Source organism: Streptomyces sp. NPDC016845 (assembly GCF_044332585.1).
In the GTDB taxonomy this organism is placed as follows: domain Bacteria; phylum Actinomycetota; class Actinomycetes; order Streptomycetales; family Streptomycetaceae; genus Streptomyces.
Map to the genome: position 1 here is coordinate 71,752 of NZ_JBIRPI010000008.1, position 21,553 is coordinate 93,304.

Below are 21,553 nucleotides of genomic sequence, written 5' to 3' on the forward strand. Positions count from 1 at the left end.
GCCGGGGTGACGTTCGCCATGAACGGCGCAGACCGGTTGTGGCGACGCGTCGGAGCTGGTCAGCTGGGTCTCCCCGTCTGCCGAGGATCGCGTTGGAGGCCCCGTTGTTCACTTCCGTGGACGATGTCACCGCACGTCTTGCCGAGACCGGCTATCTGGCCTCGACCGCGGTCGCGACCACCGTCTTCCTGGCGGCCCGGCTCGGCAAGCCGCTGCTCGTCGAGGGCCCGGCGGGCGTCGGCAAGACGGAGCTGGCGAAGGCGGTCGCCGCGATCAGCGACGCCCGCCTGATCCGTCTCCAGTGCTACGAGGGCGTCGACGAGGCACGGGCGCTGTACGAGTGGAACCACGCCAAGCAGCTCCTGCGCATCACGGCGGTCCGCGACGAGTCCTGGGACCGGACGCGCACGGACATCTTCAGCGAGGAGTTCCTCCTGTCGCGCCCGCTGCTCACCGCGATCCGCGGCGACGACGCGAAGGTCCTCCTCATCGACGAGATGGACAAGGCCGACGTGGAGGTGGAGGGGCTGCTGCTCGAAGTCCTCTCCGACTTCCAGGTGACGGTGCCCGAACTGGGCACGATCAGCGCCACCCGGCGCCCCTTCACCGTCCTCACCTCGAACGCGAGCCGTGAACTGTCGGAGGCGCTGCGCCGCCGCTGCCTCTTCCTGCACATCGGCTTCCCGGAGGAGGACCTGGAGCGCAGGATCGTCGCCCTCAAGGTGCCCGAGCTCGACGAGGTCCTCGCCCACTCCCTGGTCCGGGTGGTGGGCGCGCTGCGCGCGATGGACCTGCGCAAGGTGCCGTCGGTCGCCGAGACGGTCGACTGGGCCCGCACCCTCCTCGCCCTCGGCGCCGACCGCCTGGACGAGGAGGTCGTACGGCAGTCCCTCGGCGTCGTCCTCAAGCACCAGGAGGACGTGCAGAAGGCCACGGCCAAGCTCGACCTGGACGCGGTGTGAGCACTGCTCCCACCCTCGCCGACCGTGTGACGTCCCTGGTCCGGGCGTTGCGCACGCACGGCATCCGGATCGGCACCGGGGAGAGCGTGGACGCGGCGCAGGCCGTCGCCGCGCTCGGCCTCGACCGGCGCGAGCACCTGCGCGAGGGCCTCGCCGCCGCGCTCCTGCACGACCAGAGCCAGCGCGCCGTCTTCGACCCGGTCTTCGACCTGTACTTCCCACGCGCCGTGGACGCGCCGCCCCCGCCGGACGGCGCCTTCGACCGAGCCGATCTGCGCGAACGGCTCGCGCAGGCTCTCGCCGCGGGCGACAGGGCGGCCATGGAACGCCTCGCCGCCGAGGCCGTCGACCGGCTCGGCCGGTACGACGCCGACGGCTTCTCCTCGATGCAGACCCTCGACCGGCTGCGCCCGCAGACCCTCCTGGCCGGGATCATGGCCGGTACGCGGGGAAGCGGTGGCTCCGCTGCTTTCACCGACCGCGTCGAGGCCGACGAGATCCGCCGCCGCATCGAGGAGTTCCGCGAGCAGGTCCGCTCGGAGGCGCGCCGCCGGGTCGCCGAGCGGCGCGGCACCGACGAGATGGCCCGCCGCGTCCCCGTACGGACACCGGACCGCACGCCGTTCCTCTACGCGGGCCGGGAGCAGCTCGCCGAACTCCGCAGGACCGTGCACCCGCTGGCCCGCAAGCTGGCCACGCGCCTCGCCGCGCGCAGGCGCCGGGCCGCCCGCGGCCACATCGATCTGCGCCGCACCCTGCGCGGCTCGCTGTCCACGGGGGGCGTCCCGATGCGCCCGGTGTTCCGCAAGCGCCGCAAGGCCCGCCCCGAACTGGTCCTGCTCTGCGACGTGTCCGGCTCGGTCGCCGGGTTCGCGAACTTCACGATGCTGCTCGTCCAGGCGCTGCACGACGAGTTCAGCAAGGTCCGCGTCTTCGCCTTCGTCAACAGGATCGACGAGGTCACCGACCTCATCGCCCGGGGCACCGCCGACCCGGAGGGCCTGAGCGCGCGCATCACCACCGAGGCGACGGTCACCGGCTGGCACGGCAGCAGCGACTACGGCACCGCCCTCGGCGAGTTCGTCGAGCGCTACGAGGCTGTCGTCACCCCGCGCTCCTCGGTGTTCGTCCTGGGCGACGCCCGCACCAACCAGACGGACCCGAACCTTCCGGCCCTGCGCCGCATCGCCCGCGCCGCCCGCCGCGTCCACTGGCTCAACCCGGAGCAGCGCTCTCTGTGGGACACGGGTGACTCGGCGGCGGGCGCGTACGGGGAGGTCGTGGCGATGCACGAGTGCCGTACGGCACGCCGGCTGAGCACGCTGATCGGCCGGTTGCTCCCGGTCTGAGCGAGGTCTAGGCGGGCTCGCCGAGCCAGGTGAGCGCCGCGACCACCAGCGCCTCCACCCCGGTGCTCAGCGTCGGCTCGACGAGCGGCGCGAAGTGCGGGGAGTGGTTGCTGGGCAGCTTGTCGAGGCGGCCCTCCTGGAGCGCGCCGAGCACCGTCCCCGTCTCCAGGCCGCCCCAGAACCAGAACACGGTCGGCACGCCGAGCGCCTCGCCGAACACGCCGACGTCCTCGCTCGCGTTGACCTGCGGCATCGGCATCAGGCGTTCCTGGCCGAAGTGCGCGGCGAACGCGGCGACCGTGGCCTGCGTCTTCTCGGGGTCGCTGACGAGCGCGGGCGCGCTGGCCCGCCAGTCGAAGCCGGGCTCCGCGGTGGCCGCGCTCGCCTGCGACTCCGCGCGCACGACCCGCTCCACGGCCGTCCGCACCAGCGTGCGGATCTGCGGCGTGTAGGTGCGGATGTTGACGCCCAGCTCGGCCGTGGCCGGGATGATGTTCTCCTTCGTCCCGGCCTGGAGGCGGCCGACGGTGACCACGGCGGTCTCGGCGGGCGGCACCTCACGGCTGACGATGCCCTGCAGCCGGGTGACGACGTTCGCGGCCATCAGGACGGGGTCCACGGACGCCTCCGGGCGCGAGCCGTGCGCGCCGCGGCCGTGCAGGGTGATGTCGAGGGAGTCGGACGCCGCCATGACCGGTCCCGTGCCGTAGCCGATGAACCCGGCGGGCAGCGGGCCCACATGCTGGCCGAGGACGATCTCCGGTTTCGGGAAGCGCTCGAAGAGGCCGGCGGCGACCATGTCGCGGGCGCCGCGCACCAGCTCCTCGGCGGGCTGGAACACCACGAGGAGGGTCCCCGACCACTGGTCGCGGGCCTGGGCCAGCAGGGCGGCCGCGCCGGACAGGCAGGCGGCGTGCATGTCGTGGCCGCAGGCGTGCATCACCGGTACCTCGCGCCCGTCGGCGTCGACGCCGCGGACCCGGCTCGCGTAGGGCAGGTCCGTCAGCTCCTCGACGGGCAGCGCGTCGATGTCGGCGCGGAGCATGACGACGGGCCCCTCGCCGTTGCGCACCACGCCGGCCACGCCGGTTCCGCCGATGTCCTCGGCGACCTCGTCGAAGCCCGCCGCGCGCAGCCGCCGGGCGAGCAGTCCTGCCGTCCGGGTCTCCTGGAGCGACAGCTCGGGGTGTTCGTGCAGGTCCCGGTAGAGGGCGGCCAGGTCCTCCTGGAGCGCGGCCAGTCCCGCGGTCACCGTCTGTGTCATGTTCCGGCCCTCCTCGCACGCCGATACGGGGCACGCTACCCCCGTGATGATCATGCGGCCAGCTCCGCAAGGGGCCACTGCGCACCCGGAGGGGGCCATCCGGCCCCTGTCGTACCGGAACCGTACGCCCCATGGTTGAGGCACCTCTTCCCGCAACTCACATCCGCCTCCTACGCAAGAGACCGGCAGGGGCCGACCGCGGCCGTCTCCAGCGGCCTGCCCCGCACGCTGGACGGGCCCTGCGTGGAGCAGGCCACAAGGACGGTGCCATGCCGACGCAACCGAGGGTCCTGCTCGTGGACAACCACGAGGAGTCGCTCTACGCCCTGGAGAACGCGCTGGCCCCGCTCGGTTGTCCCACCGAGCGGGCGCAGAGCGGAGAGGAAGCGCTCAAGGCGGTTCTGCGCGGCGGCATCGACCTGATCATCCTGGACGTGGTGATGCCGGGCCTGACCGGCATCGAGGTCGCCCGTCACCTGCACCGCCTCGACCAGACGGCCGACATCCCCGTGATCCTCCTGACGGGTCTGGTGGGCCATGCGAACCTCGCCGAGCAGGCGTACGAGCTGCAGGTGACGGACATCCTCACCAAGCCCCTCGACCCCTGGCTCCTGCGCGTCAAGGTCGCCTCCCATCTGCGCTACCTGAGCCGCATCAGGGAGCTGGAGGACAACCCGCCGCGCAAGGCGGCGCAAAACGGTGAGGTGAGGGTCCGCACCGGTCGCGGCTAGGGCCTGTCCGCCCCTAATCCGCGTGGATCGGCCCCCGCTCCCCCGCGAGCGGTACCCCGGTGCCGCCGCGCCGCACCGCGACGATCTCCGCGCCGATCGACACCGCCGTCTCCTCGGGCGTACGTCCGCCGAGGTCCAGGCCGATCGGTGAGCGCAGCCGGGCCAGTTCGGTGTCGGTGAGGCCGGTCTCGCGCAGCCGCTGGGTGCGGTCGTCGTGCGTGCGACGGGAGCCCATGGCGCCGACGTAGGCGACGGGCAGCCGCAGCGCCACCTCCAGCAGAGGCACGTCGAACTTGGCATCGTGCGTGAGGACGCAGAGCACGGTGCGCTCGTCCGTCCGGGTGGAGCGGAGGTAGCGGTCGGGCCATTCGACGACCACCTCGTCGGCCTCGGGGAAGCGGGCCCGGGTCGCGAAGACGCCCCGCGCGTCGCACAGCGTCACATGGAAGCCGAGCAGTTTGCCCACCCGGACCAGGGCGCCCGCGAAGTCCACCGCGCCGAACACGATCATCCGGGCGGGCGGCACGCTCGACTCGACGAACAGGGTGACGTCGCCGCCGCACCGCGCCGAGCTCTCCGGCACCGCGCAGAGCCCGGTCCGCCCGAGGTCGAGCAGGGCGCGGGCCTGCGCGGCGAGCCCGGGGTCGTCGCCGGAGCCGAGCCCGCTCTCGTACGAGCCGTCGGGCCGCACCAGCAAGAGGCCGCCGGTGTCCGCGAGTTGGCCGGGGCCGTCGAGCACCCGCGCGAGGGCCACCGTCTCACCCTGCGCGGCGGCGGCGAGCGCCGCCTCCACGACCGGGCGGGACGCGGACCCCGTACGGACCGGGACGACATGCACCTCGACGGCGCCGCCGCAGGTCAGCCCCACGGCGAACGCGTCGTCGTCGCTGTACCCGAACCGCTCCCGGCGTACCGTCCCGTCCGCCAGCGCCTCGACGCACAGCTCGTAGACCGCGCCCTCGACGCAGCCGCCGGAGACGGAGCCGATGACCTCGCCCCCGGCGTCGACGGCGAGGGCCGCGCCGGGCGGCCGGGGCGCGCTGCCGCTCACCGAGACGACGGTGGCGACAGCGAACTCCCGGCCTTGCGCGGCCCACGCGCTCAGCTCGGCGGCGAGGTCAAGCATGCGGGCCCGTCTCCTCGCGCCGCGCCTCGCCGAGCAGCACCCGGTCGGGGCGGATCGGCAGATCGCGGTGGCGGACGCCGGTCGCGTGCCACACCGCGTTGGCGATCGCGGCGGCCGTGCCGACGATGCCGATCTCACCGATGCCCTTGATGCCGACGGGGTCGTCGGGGTCCGGGTCGTCGATCCACTCTGCCTGGAGGTCGGGCACGTCGGCGTTGGCCGCGACGTGGTAGCCCGCGAAGTCGGCGTTGACGTGTCCGCCGGTCGCCGCGTCGCGCACCGCCTCCTCGTGCAGGGCCATGGACAGGCCCCACGTCATGCCGCCGGTGAACTGGGAGCGGGCGGTGAGCGGGTTGATGATCTTGCCTGCGGCGAAGACGCCGAGCAGCCGCCGTACCCGTACCTCGCCCGAGGCGACGTCCACCGCGACCTCGGCGAACTGGGCCCCGTAGGAGTACCGCTCCTTCGCGGAGAGCCGCGCGATCAGCTCGGTGGTGTCGGTGCGGGCCGTGATGCCCTCCGCCGGGATGTCGCCGGGCGCGAGCGGCAGGCGCTCGCGCAGGTCGCGGGCGGCGGCCTGGACGGCCCAGCCCCAGGAGCGGGTGCCCATGGAGCCGCCCGCGACCCAGGCGGGCCCGAAATCGCTGTCGGCGATCCGCACCCGCACCCGCTCGGGCGCCACCTCCAGGGCGTCGGCGGCGATGAGGGTGAGGGCGGTACGGGCGCCGGTGCCGACATCGGCGGCGGTGACGCGGACGGTGTAGGTCCCGTCGGCCTCGGCGGTGACAGCCGCCGTCGTGGGCGCCACGCCGGACGGGAACGTCGACGCGGCCGTGCCCGTGCCCAGCAGCCAGCGGCCCTCGCGGCGCGTGCGCGGACGCGGGTCGCGGCCCGCCCAGCCGAACCGGCGCGCGCCCTCCTCGAAGCAGCCGAGCAGGTTGCGACTGCTGAACGGGAGGCCCGACACCGGGCCCACCGTCGGCTCGTTGCGGACGCGCAGCGCGATCGGGTCCATGCCGAGCCGCTCGGCCAGTTCGTCGAGCGCCGACTCCACGGCGAACGATCCTGGCGCCTCGCCGGGCGCCCGCATCCAGGTCGGCGTCGCCACGTCCACGGGGAGCACGCGGTGCGCGGTGTGGTGCGCGGTGGCCTCGTACATGGAGCGCCCGTACGAGGCGCCGTTCTCGACGAACTCCCGCATGGTCGAGGTGAGGTTGTGGTGCTCGTGCGCGAAGGCGCGCAGGCGTCCGTCCGGGTCGGCGCCGAGCCGCACACGCTGGGCGGTGGGGCTGCGGTAGCCGGTCGTCGCGAACACCTGACGCCTCGTCAGCACGACCCGCACCGGGCGCTGCAGCTCGGTCGCGGCCATCACGGCGGCCACGTGGTGGGCGCGCAACCCCTTGGAGCCGAAGGCACCGCCGACGTGCTCGGAGCGTACGCGGACGGCCGACAGGTCGAGCGAGAACAGGTTGGCGAGGTCGTCGGCGACCCACTTGGAGCCCTGGTTGGAGTCGAACACCTCAAGGCGTCCGCCCTCCCAGCGCACGGTCACCGCGTGCGGCTCCATCGCGCCGTGGTGCTGTTCGGGCGTCGTGTAGGAGGCGTCGAGGACGACGTGCGACGCGGCGAGTTCGGCTTCCAGGTCGCCCTTGGCAGCCTCCCCCTCCTCCGGGGTGTAGGTGCCGGGCCGGTCGGCGCCGAAGGAGACGTCGTGCGGCTCCTCCTCGTACTCGACGACCAGCGACTCGGCGGCCTCCCGCGCCTGTTCGGACGTCTCGGCGACGACGAGGGCGACGGGCCAGCCCGCGTGCGGCACCCGGTCGTCCTGGAAGACCTCGACGATCGGGTCCGGGCGGCCGAGCCCGCCGATGACGTCGTCCCTCACGCGCGGCGCGTTCTTGTGGTGCAGGACGGCCAGCACGCCGGGCAGCGCGCGGACCGCCTCCTCGTCGATGGCGCGGACCCGGCCGCGCGCGATGGTCGACAGGACGAGCCAGCCGTGCGCGAGGTCCGCGAAGGGGATCTCCCCCGCGTAGCGGGCGGCCCCCGTGACCTTCTCGACGCCCTCGACGCGGGAGCGCGCGACGCCGACGGCGTTCGCCCGCGCCGGGGCGGACTGTGTCTGTGTCGTCTGCGTCGTCACTTGGTCGCCTCCTGGGTGAGTTCGCCGAGCATCGCCACGACGAGGTTGCGCAGCAGCGGCACCTTGTACCCGTTCTGCGGCAGCGGCTGTGCCGCGGCCAGCTCGGCGTCGGCCGCCGCCGCGAACGCCTCCTCGGTCGCGGGCGCGCCGATCAGCGCCCGCTCGGCCACGCGGGCCCGCCACGGCCGGGACGCGACCGCCCCGAAGGCCAGGCGCACATCGCGTACGACGCCGTCCTCGACGTCGAGCGCGGCGGCCACGGAGCCGATCGCGAAGGCGTACGAGGCGCGCTCGCGGACCTTGCGGTAGCGCGAGTGGGCGGCGACGCGCGCGGGCGGCAGGGTGATGCCGGTGATGAGCGCGCCGGCGGGCAGCGCGGTCTCCAGGTGCGGGGTGTCCCCGACGGGGAGGTAGAAGTCGGCGAGCGGCACCTCGCCGGGCCCGTCGGCGGTCTCGTAGCGCACGACGGCGTCGAACGCGGCGAGGGCGACGCCCATGTCGGACGGGTGCGTGGCCACGCAGGCGTCGCTCGCGCCGAGGATGGCGTGATTGCGATGTTCACCGGTGAGGGCGGGGCAGCCGCTGCCGGGCACGCGCTTGTTGCACGCCTTGGTGACGTCGGTGAAGTAGCCGCAGCGGGTGCGCTGGAGCAGGTTTCCGCCGACGGTCGCCATGTTGCGCAGCTGGCCGGAGGCCCCGGCGAGCACGGCCTGGGTGAGCGCCGGGTAGCGGCGGCGGACCTCGGGGTGGGCGGCGAGGTCGCTGTTGGTGACGGTGGCGCCGACGCGGAGGCCGCCGTCCTCGGTCGGCTCGACGCGGCCCAGGGGCAGTTCGCGTACGTCGACGAGGCGCGCGGGGCGCTCCACTCCGGACTTCATCAGGTCGACGAGGTTGGTGCCGCCGCCGAGGAAGCGGGCGTCGGGGTCGGTGCCGAGCACGGCCACCGCGCCCGGGACGTCGAGCGCCCTCTCGTAGCCGAACTCCTTCACGCGACGGCCTCCTTCGTGGTCTCCGTGGTCTCCGTGGTCTCCGTGGTCTCCGCGGCGGCCTGGGCGACGGCGCGGACGATCGAGACGTACGCGCCGCAGCGGCACAGGTTCCCGCTCATCCGCTCCCTGATCTCCTCGGGGGTGAGGGGCGGGGGCCCGGCCTCGGGCCGTACGTCCTCGGTCGCGGCGCTCGGCCAGCCGTCCGCGTGCTCCTGGAGGACGCCGAGCGCGGAACAGATCTGGCCGGGCGTGCAGTAGCCGCACTGGAAGCCGTCGAGGTCGACGAAAGCCCGCTGGAGCGGGTGCAGCGCGTCACCGTCGGCGACGCCCTCGATGGTGGTGATCTCGCGGCCCTCGGCGGCGACCGCGAGCGTCAGGCACGAAACGGCCCGGCGCCCGTCGACGAGCACGGTGCAGGCGCCGCACTGGCCCTGATCGCACCCCTTCTTCGTGCCGGTCAGATCGAGCCGCTCGCGCAGGGCGTCGAGCAGGGTGGTGCGGTGATCCACGGGCAGCGTGTGCTTCTCTCCGTTGACGTGCAGGGTGATCGAGCTGGAGGTGGACATGCCCGCTGGGGCCATGATCAGCCTTCTTTCGCGTTTCCGGTGCCACGTTCGTGTAAGCGGTGCGAGAAGATTTGCAAGGAAATCGGCAAGGGGGATTCAGCGCTAGGGTGGGGGGATCGAAGCCAAGCGGACACCTGTCCACTCTGTCCGCACGAACGTAGTGGACAACTGTCCGGTCAGCAAGGACCAATCCGCGCCACGACCCGAGGAGGCGGCGTGCAGCACCCGAAGAAGCAGCCGGGACTGCGCTCGGACGCCCAGCGGAACCGCGAGCGCATTCTCGAAGTGGCCCTCGCCGAACTCACGTGCTCCGCGGACGCCCCGCTGAGCGCGATCGCGCGCAAGGCCGGCGTCGGACAGGGCACGTTCTACCGCAACTTCCCCAGCAGGGAAGCTCTGGTCCTCGAGGTCTACCGGTACGAAGTACAGCAAGTCGCCGAGACGGCGGCCCAGTTGCTGTGCGCCCGGACGCCGGACGTGGCGCTGCGCGAGTGGATGGACCGGCTCGCCCAGTACGCCATGGCGAAGGCGGGCCTCGCGGACGCCCTGCGCGAGGCGACGACGGCCCGCGGCGCCTTCAAGAGCCTCTCGCACGGCCCGCTGACCAAGGCCGTCACGCTGCTGCTCACGGCCAACACGGAGGCGGGCACGATCCGGCCCGGCGTCACCGCGGACGACTTCATGCTGGCGATCGCGGGCCTGTGGCTGGTGGACCCGCACAGCGACTGGCAGTCCCGGACGAAGCGGCTGCTCGATCTGGTGATGGACGGGTTGCGGGCGGGGGCGCCGGGTCCGGCTGCCCCACCGGGCCCGGCCTGACCCTTACGACCGCTTGCGGGGCTTGCCGCGCTTGGCGCCGTTCTGCTGCTTGGCACCGTTCTGCTGCTTGGCGCCGGGCTTGGGGCGGCCCGCGGCGCGCGCGGGCGTCTTGCGGGGCGCCGCTTTCGCGGGCTTCTTCTTGGCGGGCGGCTTCTCCTGCTGCGGGCTCTGGCGGCCCCGGGAGCTGTTCACCGTCCGGCCGCGCACGATCCCGATGAAGTCCTCGACCTGGTCGGTGGTCCGCTCCTCGGGCCAGGCCAGCGCCACGTCCGACCCTGGCGCGTCCGTGACCGGCCGGTAGGTGAGGTCGCGGCGGTGGTGGAGGCGGGCCAGGGACTGCGGCACGACGAGCAGACCGACACCGGCGGCGACCAGTTCGACGGCGTCGGCGGTGGTGGCGGGCCGCTCGAAGGCGGGCTGCCCCGGCGGGCGCTCCCAGCCCATGACGTCGTCGAGGGGGTGCTGCACGATCTCGTCGGCGAGATCCGCCAGGGTGACCTCCTCGACCGCGGCCACGGCATGGTCCTTCGGGACCATGACGACGGTCGTCTCGGTATAGAGGGGGATCGCGCTGAAGAACGTACGGTCCACGGGCAGGCGCACCAGGCCCGCGTCGGCCTCGCCGCGCCGCAGGATGTCCGCCGCGTCGGCGGCGTCGACCGGCACGAGGGCCAGCGGGGTGTCGGGCAGGCGCTCGTTCCAGATCCGCACCCACTTGGCGGGGGTCGCTCCGGGTACGTACGCGAGCCGGAACGAGGGGGCCTGTGCGGGGGTCTTCTCCGTGCCTGTCACGCCGCAAGGCTACCCGGCGCACACATGTGTGGTCGGACCTCCGCCCCGCGCTCGATACCCTTGACCTCATGAGTTCCGATCAGAACACCCAGACCATGAAGCCCGCCACGGCGGCGAAGAAGCTGGGTGTGTACCTCGACGCCACGCCCGCCGAGTTCCGTGAGGGCGTCGTCTCGCGCGGTGAGCTGAGCGCGCTGCAGGCCGACCCGCCGCAGTGGCTGCGGGACCTGCGCGCGAACGGCCCGCACCCCCGCCCGGTCGTCGCGGAGAAGTTGGGCGTCTCCATCGCGGGCCTCGCCCGCGGCGGCGTCACCGAGCCGCTCACCACCGAGCAGATCACCGCCCTCAAGGACGAGGACCCGGGGTGGCTGCGCAAGGAGCGGGCCACGCAGGCGGAGGTCCGCCAGGAGAACGTCCGCGTGAAGAAGCTCCACGCGGAGCAGGCGCGCAAGCGGGAGCAGCAGGCTCAGGACTGAGCACGGCGTAGTACTCAGTCCTGAGCACGGCGTAGTGCTCAGAAGCGAGCACGGCGTAGTGCTCAGGACGGGCCTTTGCGCAGTGCGAGCAGGCCCGCCGCGGCCAGCGCGCCGAGGACCGCGGCGGACGCCGCGGGCCAGCCGCCGGACTCGATGAGGGGCGCGGCGAGCGCGGAGCCGACGACGCCCGCGAGGAAGTACAGCAGCAGGTAGACGCCGCTGAGGCTGCCCGACCTCGCCGGGTCGATGGCGAGGATGCGGGTCTGGTTGGCGGCCTGGGCCGTGAAGCAGCCCGCGTCGACGAGGGCGAGCCCGGCCGCGGTGACGGCGGGCCGGTCCAGACCGGTGCAGAGCAGCGCGGCCCCGGCCGCCGCCGCGGCCATGCTCGCGCAGATCACCGCGCGCGGCCCGAACCGGTCGCCGAGCCGCCCGGCGACCGGCAGCGCGGCGAAGCCGAGCGCCCCGGCCAGGCTGTAGAGGCCGATGGCGGCGGCGTCGAGGCCGTACGGGGGCTGCGCCAGGCGCACGGTGAGCGCGACCCAGACCAGGCTGAACGCGAAGTACCACAGGCTGCCGGTGAGCACGGCCCGGCGCAGCGTCCGGTGGCGCCGCAGGGAGCCGGGCAGCGCGGTCAGCGTGGCGAGGTAGCCGCCGCCGGGCGCGGGACGCTCATCAGGCAGCCGCAGCCACGCCCCGGCAGCGCAGGCGAGAACGAGCCCGGCGAAGCACAGCAGCATGCCGCGCCAGCCGAACGCGTCCGCGAGCGCCCCGCCGACGAGCCGGCTCAGCAGGATCCCCGCGGACATCCCGGCGGCGACGACCGCGACGGCCGCCCCGCGCCGCCCCGCGGGCACGCCACGGCCCGCGATCGTCGAGGCCATCGCACTGACACTGGCTCCGGCGCCGATGACGACGTACGCGACGAGCAGCGCCCCGAGCCCGTGCGCGGACGCCGCGAGCAGCAGCCCGGCGCTCAGCAGGACGAGCTGCCCCGCGACCAGGCGCCGTGGCGCCGCGCGGTCGGCGAGCGGCAGCAGGAGGGCGAACCCCGCGATGCACCCGGCGAGCGCGGCGGTGGTGACGAGCCCGATGGCGGCGGTGGAGCTGCCGGTGTCCCGGGCGACGTCACCGAGGGCGGGCTGGACGGCGTAGTTGTTGGCCAGCGCGACCCCGGCGACACACCCGAGCAGCCCGACACCGCCGCGCCGCAGAACGGCTGTCGCGCTCACCTCAGGACCCCTCCCCCCGCACCAGCACCACCGCGTACCGGCACACCCGCTCCGTCGCGTTGACGAAGACGCATGCCGAAGGCGGGCCGAGTTCGACCGTGTCGCCCGCGGCCAGTTCGTGCACCGTGTCGCCCTCGTGGAAGGTGAGGCGGCCCCCGATGACCCAGATGAGCTGGCGGTGAAAGGCGAACGCCGCCGCGGGGTACGGGACCCGGGCCCCGGCGGGCAGCCGGACCTCGGCGACCTCGGCGGGGAAGCCGGGGCCGGAGAGCTGGCGCCGCTCGTAGCCGGTCTCCGGGTCGTGCCAGCGGGGCGTGGCCTCCGCGCGCCGCACCCGGTCCGCCTGCGTCTCCGTCTCCGGGTCGAGGAGTGTGGCGATGCTCAGCCGGAACGCCGCCGACAGCTTGCCCAGGACGACGGCGGTCGGATTGCTCTCGCCCCGTTCGATCCGGTGGATCATCGCCCGGGAGACCCCGGACTCCTCGGCGAGTTCGGACAGCGTCCAGCGCCGCCGGTCCCGCTCGACACGGATTCGGCTGCCGATCCGCGCGACCAGGGGGTCTACGATGTTGGACATGAATCCACCATACGAGACGGGGGCGCGGGCGGTGACGGCCCGCCCGGCCCTTCCCGGCGACCTCGACGCGGTCCTCGCCATCCGCAACCACGCCATCGAGCACGGCACGGCGCTGTGGACGGACACGCCGCAGACCCGTACCGAGGGCGCGGCCTGGCTCGGCGCGCACCTGGGGCGGGGTTCGGCGTACGTGGCCGAGCACGACGGCACGGTCGTCGGCTTCGGCGTCTACGGCCCCTGGAAGGACTACTCCGGCTTCCGCCACACCGTCGAGAACTCGGTGTACGTGGCCGAGGGCCACCACGGCAAGGGCATCGGCTCCGCCCTGCTCACCACGCTCATCACGGCCGCGAAGGCCGCGGACCTGCACGTGATGATCGCCGGGATCGAGGCGGGCAACAAGGCGTCGGTCCGGCTGCACGAACGGCACGGGTTCGAGCACGCGGGCACGGTGCGCGAAGTGGGTACGAAGTTCGGCCGGTGGCTCGATCTGACGTTGATGCGGCTGCCCTTGCGGTAGGGGCCCGCGGAGGTACGGTCCCGCGCCGCGTCAGGCCGTACGCTCCAGCGCGCTGTCCAGCGCGCCCCGTGTGCGATCGGGCAGCGGCCGGCCGTTCGCCCACCCGACGACCTGCCCGGCGATGTCCCTGAGCTTGGTGTTGGTGTGCTGCGAAACCTCTTTGAGGACGTCCCAGCCCTGGTCGGGGGTGAGCCGGCCGAGCACGATGACGACGCCTATCGCCTGGTCGACGACGATGTGCGAGGCGATGGCCTGGCGCAGTTGCCGCACCTCCGCCCGCAACCCGGTGAGGTGGTCGGCCGATTCGGCCGATCCGTCCGTGGTCATCACGCCCCACCGCCTCTCCCCGCAACCGACGTGACCGACACAACCGCCAACGATCCCGGCGCCCCTCGCGGCACCGCGACACCGTGGACGAACAGTGCCGCCGACCGCTGTCCAGAAAACGAACCCTTTCGACTCGTCCTTTCTCCCCGGCGTGCCGGTGCGGTGCCCGGGAGCCGTAGGCTCCAGTCAGAAGCACGGGCACGGAAGAGGCGAGGTGAAGGCGGTATGCGGACCCTGCACTTCGACAGCAGCGACATCGGGGTGACCGAGGAGTTCCTGAGCCGCGCGTACTCGCGTATGCGCATCGGCAACGGCACCCCCGAGTCCAGCCGCGCGAGGCTCCGCCGCGACACCATGCCCGGCGTGAGCATCGACGAACTCGACCTCGACTTCGACATGCGCTACGAGGTGACGCCGCTCGGCAGGATCTGCCTGTGCGTCGTCCACGACGGCACGATCCAGGACCACGGATTCGCCGGTGTCGAGGACGCCTTCGGCCCGGGTGACGTGGTCTCCTTCGCCCCGCCCGAACTCCCCTACCAGGGACGGATCGTCGGCGCCCGCTACAACATCACGATGCTGGACCCGGCCCTGCTGAGCCAGGTCGCGGGCAACGATCCGCGGTCGCGCCCGGGTCCGGTCCGGCTCACCGGGCACCGGCCCGTCTCCGCCGCCGGGGCGCAGCATCTGCGGCGCACCATCATGCACGTACGCGATCACGTCCTCGGTGATCCGGAGGTGGCGGAGCAGCCGTTGGTGACGTCGACGGCGGCGCAGCATCTGGCCGCGGCCGTCCTCGCCGCGTTCCCGCACAACGCGCTCACCGAGCCGACCACCGCCGACCGCAACGACGCCCGCCCGCGCTCCCTGCGCCGCGCCCTCACCTATATGGAGGACCACGCGCACGAGCCGATGACGGTCGCCGAGATCGCGGCCGTGGCCCATGTGACGGTCCGTGGGCTGCAGTACGCGTTCCGCCGCCATCTGGACACGACTCCGCTGGCGTATCTGCGCCGCATCAGGCTCTCGCTGGCCCACCACGACCTGCTGAACTCCGACCCGTCCAGGGGCGCCACGGTCACCTCGATCGCGGCGGGCTGGGGCTTCTACCATCCCGGCCGGTTCGCGTCGCTGTACCGCACGGTCTACGGCCGCCCGCCCCACCACACGCTCGCCGGCCCCTGACCCGCACGCTTCTCCCGTTTTCTCCCCAGCCCCCGGAGGACTACTTGCACACTGATCCGAGCCCGCGCCCGGACGCGCACGAGAACGGGTCCGCCGACGAGAGGGCGCGGCTGGAGGCCCAGGCCGCGCGCCTGCGCCAAGTGGTGCGCGGCCGGGCGGTCCTGGACCAGGCCGTCGGCGTGCTCCTCACCCTCGGCCGGATGACCCCGGCCGGGGCGTGGAACGTGTTGCGCCAGGTCTCCGAGCGCACCGCCGTCCCGCTGCGCGAGACCGCCGGGCACCTGGTCGGCTACGCCCGTTCCGGCGTTCTCCCGGACGTGCTCCGCGAGGAAGTGGAGCGGCACCTGCCGGGCCCGTGGCAGCGCGACCTGCCGGACACGGATACGCGCATCGTCCGGCGCCGGTCCGCTCCCTAGCGCCGCACTACGTACCCGGCGCCGGTCCGCTCCTTGGCGCCTCACTACGCCCGGCACCGGTCCGCTCCCTAGCGCCGCACTACGTACCCGGCGCCGTCTCGACCGGCGGCGCCGCGGCCGTCGGCGTCTCCTCCACGGCGTCCTGCCACCGGATCCGGGTGCCGCACAGGCAGACGACGGCAGCCGCCCCCGCGACCACCCCCAGGCCCCACACCAGGCTGCTCGCGCCCGCGACGAAGCCGATCAGGGGCGGGCCCGCGAGCAGGCCCGTCGTGCCCATGGCCGCCACGAGCGCCAGCGCGTCGGAGCCCTGCCGGGCGGCGGCCACGTAGACGCACGGCGTGACGGCCGCGATGCCGAGGCCGACGCAGGCGAAGCCGGTCAGGGCCGTCACCACGTTGCCGCCGAGCAGGGCGAAGACGAGGCCCGCGGTGGCAAGGGCGCTGCCGGTGACGACGACCCGGCCGTCACCGAAACGGCCGCGCCAGCCGTCCGCGAAGAGCCTGGCGAGCACCATCATGGCGGAGACCACGGCGATGCCGAGCGGCGCCAACTGGTGCGAGGCGTCCACGACTTCGCGCATGTAGAGCGTCGACCAGTCGTTCATGGCGCCCTCGGTGACCGTGCCGAACGCCATCGCGCAGCACATCCACAGCACCACGCGCGACGGCATGGCCCGCTTCCCACGCCGCGCCTTCCCCTTCCCCTTCCCCTTCTCCGTTGTGGGCTGGGCGCGCCTGTCGTCGGTGAGCAGCCCGGTCCTGGCGTACGCGCCGAGCAGCACGAGCAGGGCCGCGGCGACGGCGAAGTGCGCGGTGACCGAGGGCGTCGTCGCGGTCATCCGGGAGGCGAGCAGCGCGGCGAGCAGGGAGCCGCCGCTGAACGTGGCGTGCAGCCGCGCCATCGTGGTCCGCTCGAAGCGGGCCTCGAGCGCGGCACCCTGCGCGTTCATGGCCACGTTGAGGCAGCCGACGAGGACACCGTCGAGGCCGAGGACGAGGAGGGCGAGCGGGAAGTTCGGCGCGGCGGCGAGGGCGAAGAGCAGCGCGGCGAGGCCGAGCGCCGAGAACAGGGCGAGCAGGCGCGAGCCGAACCGCCGCATCAGCGGATCCACCAGCGGGAACGAGACGACCGCGCCGATCCCCGCCGCCATGAGGAGGACACCGACCTCCGCCGCGTTGAGCCCCAGCTCGTCCTTGAGGGCCGGGATGCGCGCGGCCCAGGTCGCGTACTGGAACCCGAGGGAGCAGAACAGCGCGGCGATCGCCCACTGGTGGCGGCGGAAGGACGCGGCCGGGGGCGAGGAATCAGCCGAGAGGTCAGGGGACACGCACATCACTCTTTTCGAGCTTTCCAGGAAGACTTTTCCCAGGAGGACTTGTTCCAGGAGGACTTGTTCCGAGCGGCAGGGACATGTAGACGGCGTTCGCGCCGTACTCGCCGCCCGGGGGAACGACCCCGGGATGCGCGCTGAAGCCGCGCGCCGACCAGAACGCCTCCGCGCCGCCGACGGAGACCAGCGAGACACGCTCGTACGCGCGCGAACGCGCGACCGCGCACAGTTGGCGCAGGAGGTGTCGGGCGAGGCCCTGGCGGCGCAGCTCGGGGGCGACGACGAGGTCGTGGAGGTGGAGGTTGCGGGCCGGGACGACGGCCCGTCCGGTGGTGGCGGCGCGGGCCCGCCGCAGATCCGGGTAGGACCCGTGCGGATACGGCAACGCCAGTACGTACCCGGCTAGTCGCGGGCCGATGTGGACGGCGAAACAGGTCTCCGGCGAGGCATCGCGCCAGGCCCGCAAGGCGGCCTGCCCCTCGGTCAGGCCCAGGTGGCCGTACGCGCGGGCCTCGAGGGCGGTGATGGCGGGCCAGTCCCGTCCGGCGATGGCGCGGACGCGGGCGGTGTGGTCCGTACCGGTCGAACGGACGCTTGCGCTGTCGTTCATGCGGGCCCGCCGACGCAGTGGTGCGGGAGCGGGGCGATGCCGTTGAAGCCGCGGGTCATGTAGCTGGCCGCGTAGGCGCCGCTGGACCGCACCAGGACGGGGTCGCCGGAGCGGAGGCCCTTCGGCACGCTGACGAGGCCGGGGAAGGCGTCGTCGCTGTCGCAGGTGGGGCCCGCCACGCGCGCGAGGACGCGTGCGGCGCCGGGATCCGTGCCGGGGAAGACGAGCGGGTACTGCAGGGCGTCCGTCTCGTAGAGCCCGTTGAACCGGCCGACGCTCAGGTACAGCCAGTGCCGGTCCTCTCCGCCGGGTCCGCGGCGCCGGCTCATCCGTACGACCTGGGCGTGGACCGTGCCGTGGTCGGCGACGAGGTGACGGCCCGGTTCGACGACGAAGGCGAGCGGTTCACCGTGCAGGTCCCGCAACCGCCGCATGCCGTCGCGGAGCACGGCGAAGATCTTGTCGAGCGGCGGGTCGAGGGGCGTCCCGTACCGGTCGGCGTAGCCGAGGGCGGGCAGGCCGCCGCCGAGGTTGACGTGGTCGAGGACGATGCCGTGCCGGCGGAGCGCGACGAGGGTCTCGGCGAGGTCGGCGAACGCGTCCTGCCAGGCGTCCGCGCTCATCTGCTGCGACCCGACGTGCACGGACAGCCCGGCGGGCGCCAGCCCCAGCTCGCGCGCCTCGGCCAGCACGCGCACGGCGTCATCGGGGTCGCAGCCGAACTTCTCGCTCAACCCCCACAACGCCCCTTCGCCGGTCGTCGCGAGGCGGCAGAAGACACGGGCGCCGGGCGCGTGCGCCGCCACGGCCCGTACGTCCTCGACGGTGTCGGTGGCGAAGTCGCGGATCCCGAGCCGGTGGGCGTCCGCGATGTTCCGGTCGGACTTCACGGTGTTGCCGTAGTGGATCCGCCCGGCGGGGACGCCCGCGCGGAGCGCCTGCGTGATCTCCTGCGGCCCGGCGGCGTCGACCCCGCTCCCCCGCCCGGCGAGGAACCGGAGCACGTCGTCCACCGGGCACGCCTTGAGCGCGAACCGCACGCGTACGTCCGGGAGTTCACGGAGCAGGGCGTCGTACTGGGCGCCGATCCCGTCGAGGTCGTACACGAGCCGGTCGTCGAGGACGGTGACGGTCATCGGGTCGGCTCCGCCGTGTGTACGGGGGTGACGCGGGCGGCGCGGACGAGCGCGCCCCACTCCTCCGTGAGGAGGGCGAAGTCGGCCATGTCACTGCGCGCTTCGTGGAGCAGCCGCTCGCGTCGGGCGACGAGGAGATCGGCGACCTCCACGTACCGCCCGCCGAGTCTGCGGTACGAGGCGTCGAGGACGTCGAGCCGTCGGATGTTCTCGGCGGGGTCGAGCTGAACGCTCTCGCGTACGAGGTCGGCAACGAGATCGGCGCGTACCTGACCATGACTGTGGCCGTGACCGTGACTGTGGCCGTGACCATGGCCGTGACTGTGACCGTCGTCGTGATGGCCCAGGAGAGCGTCGCCGGCTGCGGCCATCCGCTCGTAGACGTGATGCAGGTACAGCATCGACAGCAGGAACTTGGCGAACCGCGTCTGGTAGGCGAGGAAGCCCGCCCCCGTCTGGCGCTCCTTGGTGTGGAAGTTGACGATGTCCCGGTTGTGCAGCACGCCCGGAAGCCCCGCGTCGTGGACGAGGTGGATGAGGAAGTAGTCGCTGCCGATCGTGTCGGTGGCGGGCGGCAGCGGTACGCGCTCGTGGACCCCGTGGAAGGCGATGTTGCACATGTCGACGCGCATCGGGTCGACGAGGGTGAGCAGCGTCCGGTCGTGCGTGAACGGCTCGGTGCCGGCGCCGAGGAACGACTCGGCGGCCAGCTCCGCGCGCTGCTCGGCGGACCAGTGCCCGGGGGCCCACAGCCCGACGATGTCGGTGTAGACGTCCGGGTCGAGCGCCTTGATCTCGGCGATGTCCACGGAGAGCGCGCCGACGAAGGAGGCACCGACCATCGCGACCTGGCGCTCCTGGGCCGCCGTGGTGAGAGCGGTCTCGTCGACCGCCGCGGCGGCGTCGGCGGCCCGGCGCCCGAGGGTGCGCAGTTCGTGATGGACGGGGAAGACGGGCCGCCCGTCGGCCTTCTGGTACCGGCTGTCGGAGTCCCTGCGGTGCACGGATTCACAGCCGAGGGCGGCGGCCACCAGGAACGCCCGGTTGGTGCAGGCACCGTAGGAGACGCGGTCCGGAAGCATGAGATCGAGCAGGAGCTCGGGCTTGCGGGTGCCGCTCCGCTCGACGACGGCGCGCAGGAAGTCGCCCTGCGCGGCTTCGTCGAGGTGGTGGACGGTGATCCGTGGGTGCGGAGGGAGGTGGTCCAGCACGTCCCGGTGCCGGGCACGGACGGCGGCGTCCGCACACGAGTCGAGTACAAGAAGCCGCACCTCCACGTCGCCGAAGTGCCGGACGGCGTACGCGGCTTCCTCACCGAGGGCGGTGAGGGTGTCGGCGCAGGGCCTGTTGGTCGGCAGCGTCAGACAGATACGGCGCACGCCGCCTCCTCCTGCGCACCTTGCCGCGGTCCGCCCCAGGACTCGAGACCCAGCAGCCTGGCGCCCAGGTCGGTGAGGTCGGCGGTGCCGTACCGGAGCGCTTCGGGGCGGTGGGCGTCGCCGAGCAGGGTCCCGTTCCAGTCCGGAGTGGTGAGGTCGCGCCAGGAGTCGACGCGGGAGCGGCGCAGCGTCTCGTGCGTCTCGAGGGCGGGCATCATCGACAGGTACTGCACGGCCCGGATACTGCTCTCGGAGGTGTTCGGCGCGACGCCGTGCGCGAGCATGCCGTTGAAGATGAGGAGATCCCCGGCTTCCAACTCGGGCCGCACAACGGGCATCTCACCGCGGTCGATGCGCGGCCGGATCGGATCCCGGCCCTCCGGCTGCAGAGCGGCCCACCGGTCGAAGCGCCGGAACAGCTCGGGGCAGCACTGGAACCCGCCGGTCTCGGGGCTCGTGTCGTTCAGCGCGATGATCCCCTGGACGCGCTGCGGCAGCACGCTGGCCGTCGTGTCGACGTCCCAGTGCAGCTCGATGTCGAACCCTTCCTCGGTGGGCGCGATCAGCTCACGGGAGCGGTTCTTGATGTTGGGCGGGTTGAGGTTGAGCCGGTCGAGGGTGACCCACAGCTCCTCGGAGTCCCATACGTCGACGAAGGCGTCGTACACCCGCTGGTTCTGCCGGCTGTCCCACAGAAGCTGATGGTGGTACGCCTCCACGAACCCATAGACGTGCAGGTCGCGGTCGAGGTCACTGCGGAACTCCCGCTCCTCGTACCAGGTGTCGGGCCGGTCGGGGTCGAGCCCCTGGAACTCGTAGGTGAAGTCGAGCAGCCGGCCCGCCGCAGCACGGGGTATCGCCTGTTTCACGACGACGTACCCGTACGTCTGCCAGAAGGCGAAGTCGGCCGGCGACAGCACTCTGAGCGGCCGCGTCTTGTGCAGGTGGCGCAGCTGCGTCTGCGCCAGATAGGTCTCACCGTCCGCACTGAGGTACGGCAGCTCGCCGGCGGCGCGGTGGAGGTACGGGGCGGGGGGTGGCACGGGGTGTTCCAAGACTCGTTCCTTCGGTGCAACCACGTCGGCCTCGTACGGAGGCGACGGGTGGGATGTGACGTAGGAGGAGAGAGGAGATGGGAGGCGGCGTCGCAGGCGAGAGCGACGGGTGGTCGACGCCCGGCCAGCTCTCGGGGCGACGGCGCGGGGCGGCCCCGACGGAGTGCTCCGCACATCCACCGACGGCCCGGCGCCCCCTCAATTTGGACTAGACCAACTGAGGCTGTCAACACCGGGTTTGACCTTGCTCCGGGCCCGGGTGTCGAGTTACTCGCAGGTCACGTGCCTGATCGGCAGAGTACGCACGGCGTGCCAACTGGTTGCTTGACAGGGCGGGTTGAAGCGGCGATGTTGGTGGTCTATACCAGGAAGCGCCCCGGAGCCCCCAGGAGGCACGGCCCCCACAGACCTGTCTCACCTGCGGCTGCCGCGCGCGTGCCGTACGGCTCTCGCCGATCCCCGCTCGGCGCGGATCGACGGTCGCGGCGTCACACGACTCACCCACCGCGACCTGTTCACTGACGCCGTCGGGCTCGAGACACGCGACGACGAGATACTGCTGCGCTCCT

Annotated in this window: 22 protein-coding genes; 8 read left to right on the forward strand and 14 right to left on the reverse strand. The window is 73.0% G+C overall.

The window, feature by feature from the left end; all coding sequences use genetic code 11:
- The first annotated feature begins 104 nt into the window (after window positions 1-104).
- Window positions 105-962: an AAA family ATPase gene (locus tag ACH4RC_RS21340; protein ID WP_398203113.1), complete on the forward strand. Its 858-nt coding sequence runs from the start codon at window positions 105-107 to the stop codon at window positions 960-962.
- Window positions 959-2,311, forward strand: a complete 1,353-nt coding sequence (locus tag ACH4RC_RS21345) for a VWA domain-containing protein (protein ID WP_398203114.1) — start codon at window positions 959-961, stop codon at window positions 2,309-2,311. The genes ACH4RC_RS21340 and ACH4RC_RS21345 overlap by 4 nt, the downstream gene beginning before the upstream one ends.
- Before the next feature lie 7 nt (window positions 2,312-2,318).
- Here ACH4RC_RS21345 and ACH4RC_RS21350 read toward each other — a convergent pair whose 3' ends face one another.
- Complete coding sequence (locus ACH4RC_RS21350; protein WP_398203116.1) at window positions 2,319-3,575, reverse strand: amidohydrolase; 1,257 nt, start codon at window positions 3,573-3,575, stop codon at window positions 2,319-2,321.
- 269 nt (window positions 3,576-3,844) lie between these two features.
- Between ACH4RC_RS21350 and ACH4RC_RS21355 the strand changes: the two genes are divergently transcribed.
- Complete coding sequence (locus ACH4RC_RS21355; protein ID WP_398203119.1) at window positions 3,845-4,306, forward strand: two-component system response regulator; 462 nt, start codon at window positions 3,845-3,847, stop codon at window positions 4,304-4,306.
- 13 nt (window positions 4,307-4,319) lie between these two features.
- Here ACH4RC_RS21355 and ACH4RC_RS21360 read toward each other — a convergent pair whose 3' ends face one another.
- The 4 genes from ACH4RC_RS21360 to ACH4RC_RS21375 are packed head-to-tail and all read right to left on the reverse strand — an operon-like array spanning window position 4,320 to window position 9,145.
- Window positions 4,320-5,432, reverse strand: coding sequence for an XdhC family protein (locus ACH4RC_RS21360; RefSeq protein WP_398203122.1), 1,113 nt, complete (start codon window positions 5,430-5,432; stop codon window positions 4,320-4,322).
- Complete coding sequence (locus tag ACH4RC_RS21365; protein ID WP_398203125.1) at window positions 5,425-7,575, reverse strand: xanthine dehydrogenase family protein molybdopterin-binding subunit; 2,151 nt, start codon at window positions 7,573-7,575, stop codon at window positions 5,425-5,427. The genes ACH4RC_RS21360 and ACH4RC_RS21365 overlap by 8 nt, the downstream gene beginning before the upstream one ends.
- The gene (locus tag ACH4RC_RS21370) at window positions 7,572-8,564 is read right to left on the reverse strand and encodes an FAD binding domain-containing protein (protein WP_398203126.1); all 993 of its coding nucleotides are present in this window, start codon (window positions 8,562-8,564) and stop codon (window positions 7,572-7,574) included. Before ACH4RC_RS21370 ends, ACH4RC_RS21365 begins: the two co-directional genes overlap by 4 nt.
- The gene (locus tag ACH4RC_RS21375; protein ID WP_398203128.1) at window positions 8,561-9,145 is read right to left on the reverse strand and encodes a (2Fe-2S)-binding protein; all 585 of its coding nucleotides are present in this window, start codon (window positions 9,143-9,145) and stop codon (window positions 8,561-8,563) included. Before ACH4RC_RS21375 ends, ACH4RC_RS21370 begins: the two co-directional genes overlap by 4 nt.
- Before the next feature lie 201 nt (window positions 9,146-9,346).
- Between ACH4RC_RS21375 and ACH4RC_RS21380 the strand changes: the two genes are divergently transcribed.
- Window positions 9,347-9,949: a TetR/AcrR family transcriptional regulator gene (locus ACH4RC_RS21380; protein WP_398203132.1), complete on the forward strand. Its 603-nt coding sequence runs from the start codon at window positions 9,347-9,349 to the stop codon at window positions 9,947-9,949.
- Between the two features lie 3 nt (window positions 9,950-9,952).
- Here the strand turns inward: ACH4RC_RS21380 and ACH4RC_RS21385 are convergent, their stop codons facing one another.
- Window positions 9,953-10,741 carry a LysR family substrate-binding domain-containing protein gene (locus tag ACH4RC_RS21385; protein WP_398203134.1) on the reverse strand — a complete coding sequence of 263 codons (789 nt, stop codon included), beginning with the start codon at window positions 10,739-10,741 and terminating at the stop codon, window positions 9,953-9,955.
- A 68-nt stretch (window positions 10,742-10,809) separates the two neighbouring features.
- Between ACH4RC_RS21385 and ACH4RC_RS21390 the strand changes: the two genes are divergently transcribed.
- Entirely contained in the window at window positions 10,810-11,217 is a 408-nt protein-coding gene (locus tag ACH4RC_RS21390; protein ID WP_398203136.1) for a DUF5997 family protein, read from the forward strand.
- A 62-nt stretch (window positions 11,218-11,279) separates the two neighbouring features.
- Here the strand turns inward: ACH4RC_RS21390 and ACH4RC_RS21395 are convergent, their stop codons facing one another.
- Window positions 11,280-12,446: an MFS transporter gene (locus ACH4RC_RS21395; RefSeq protein WP_398203138.1), complete on the reverse strand. Its 1,167-nt coding sequence runs from the start codon at window positions 12,444-12,446 to the stop codon at window positions 11,280-11,282.
- 1 nt (window position 12,447) lies between these two features.
- Complete coding sequence (locus ACH4RC_RS21400) at window positions 12,448-13,023, reverse strand: helix-turn-helix domain-containing protein (RefSeq protein ID WP_398203141.1); 576 nt, start codon at window positions 13,021-13,023, stop codon at window positions 12,448-12,450.
- On the opposite strand from ACH4RC_RS21400, the gene ACH4RC_RS21405 reads away from it, so the two are divergent.
- Window positions 13,022-13,543 (forward strand): GNAT family N-acetyltransferase, encoded by a 522-nt coding sequence (locus tag ACH4RC_RS21405; RefSeq protein ID WP_398203142.1) that lies wholly within the window; start codon window positions 13,022-13,024, stop codon window positions 13,541-13,543. The genes ACH4RC_RS21400 and ACH4RC_RS21405 overlap by 2 nt on opposite strands.
- Window positions 13,544-13,573: 30 nt before the next feature.
- Here the strand turns inward: ACH4RC_RS21405 and ACH4RC_RS21410 are convergent, their stop codons facing one another.
- On the reverse strand, window positions 13,574-13,870 hold the full coding sequence (locus ACH4RC_RS21410; RefSeq protein WP_398203144.1) for an ANTAR domain-containing protein: 297 nt from the start codon (window positions 13,868-13,870) through the stop codon (window positions 13,574-13,576).
- A 225-nt stretch (window positions 13,871-14,095) separates the two neighbouring features.
- Between ACH4RC_RS21410 and ACH4RC_RS21415 the strand changes: the two genes are divergently transcribed.
- Both ACH4RC_RS21415 and ACH4RC_RS21420 read left to right on the forward strand, forming a co-directional pair.
- Window positions 14,096-15,055 carry a helix-turn-helix domain-containing protein gene (locus ACH4RC_RS21415; protein ID WP_398203147.1) on the forward strand — a complete coding sequence of 320 codons (960 nt, stop codon included), beginning with the start codon at window positions 14,096-14,098 and terminating at the stop codon, window positions 15,053-15,055.
- Between the two features lie 44 nt (window positions 15,056-15,099).
- Window positions 15,100-15,471 carry an ANTAR domain-containing protein gene (locus ACH4RC_RS21420; RefSeq protein ID WP_398203149.1) on the forward strand — a complete coding sequence of 124 codons (372 nt, stop codon included), beginning with the start codon at window positions 15,100-15,102 and terminating at the stop codon, window positions 15,469-15,471.
- Between the two features lie 79 nt (window positions 15,472-15,550).
- On the opposite strand, the gene ACH4RC_RS21425 is transcribed toward ACH4RC_RS21420, so the two are convergent.
- The 5 genes from ACH4RC_RS21425 to ACH4RC_RS21445 are packed head-to-tail and all read right to left on the reverse strand — an operon-like array spanning window position 15,551 to window position 20,972.
- A complete protein-coding gene (locus tag ACH4RC_RS21425; RefSeq protein ID WP_398203151.1) occupies window positions 15,551-16,801 on the reverse strand; it encodes an MFS transporter in 1,251 nt (416 codons plus the stop codon).
- A complete protein-coding gene (locus ACH4RC_RS21430; RefSeq protein ID WP_398203154.1) occupies window positions 16,791-17,414 on the reverse strand; it encodes a GNAT family N-acetyltransferase in 624 nt (207 codons plus the stop codon). The genes ACH4RC_RS21425 and ACH4RC_RS21430 overlap by 11 nt, the downstream gene beginning before the upstream one ends.
- The gene (locus ACH4RC_RS21435; protein ID WP_398203156.1) at window positions 17,411-18,550 is read right to left on the reverse strand and encodes a type III PLP-dependent enzyme; all 1,140 of its coding nucleotides are present in this window, start codon (window positions 18,548-18,550) and stop codon (window positions 17,411-17,413) included. The genes ACH4RC_RS21430 and ACH4RC_RS21435 overlap by 4 nt, the downstream gene beginning before the upstream one ends.
- Window positions 18,547-19,929 carry a DUF6271 family protein gene (locus ACH4RC_RS21440; RefSeq protein ID WP_398203159.1) on the reverse strand — a complete coding sequence of 461 codons (1,383 nt, stop codon included), beginning with the start codon at window positions 19,927-19,929 and terminating at the stop codon, window positions 18,547-18,549. Before ACH4RC_RS21440 ends, ACH4RC_RS21435 begins: the two co-directional genes overlap by 4 nt.
- A complete protein-coding gene (locus ACH4RC_RS21445) occupies window positions 19,911-20,972 on the reverse strand; it encodes a phytanoyl-CoA dioxygenase family protein (RefSeq protein ID WP_398203580.1) in 1,062 nt (353 codons plus the stop codon). Before ACH4RC_RS21445 ends, ACH4RC_RS21440 begins: the two co-directional genes overlap by 19 nt.
- Window positions 20,973-21,553 lie beyond the last annotated feature (581 nt).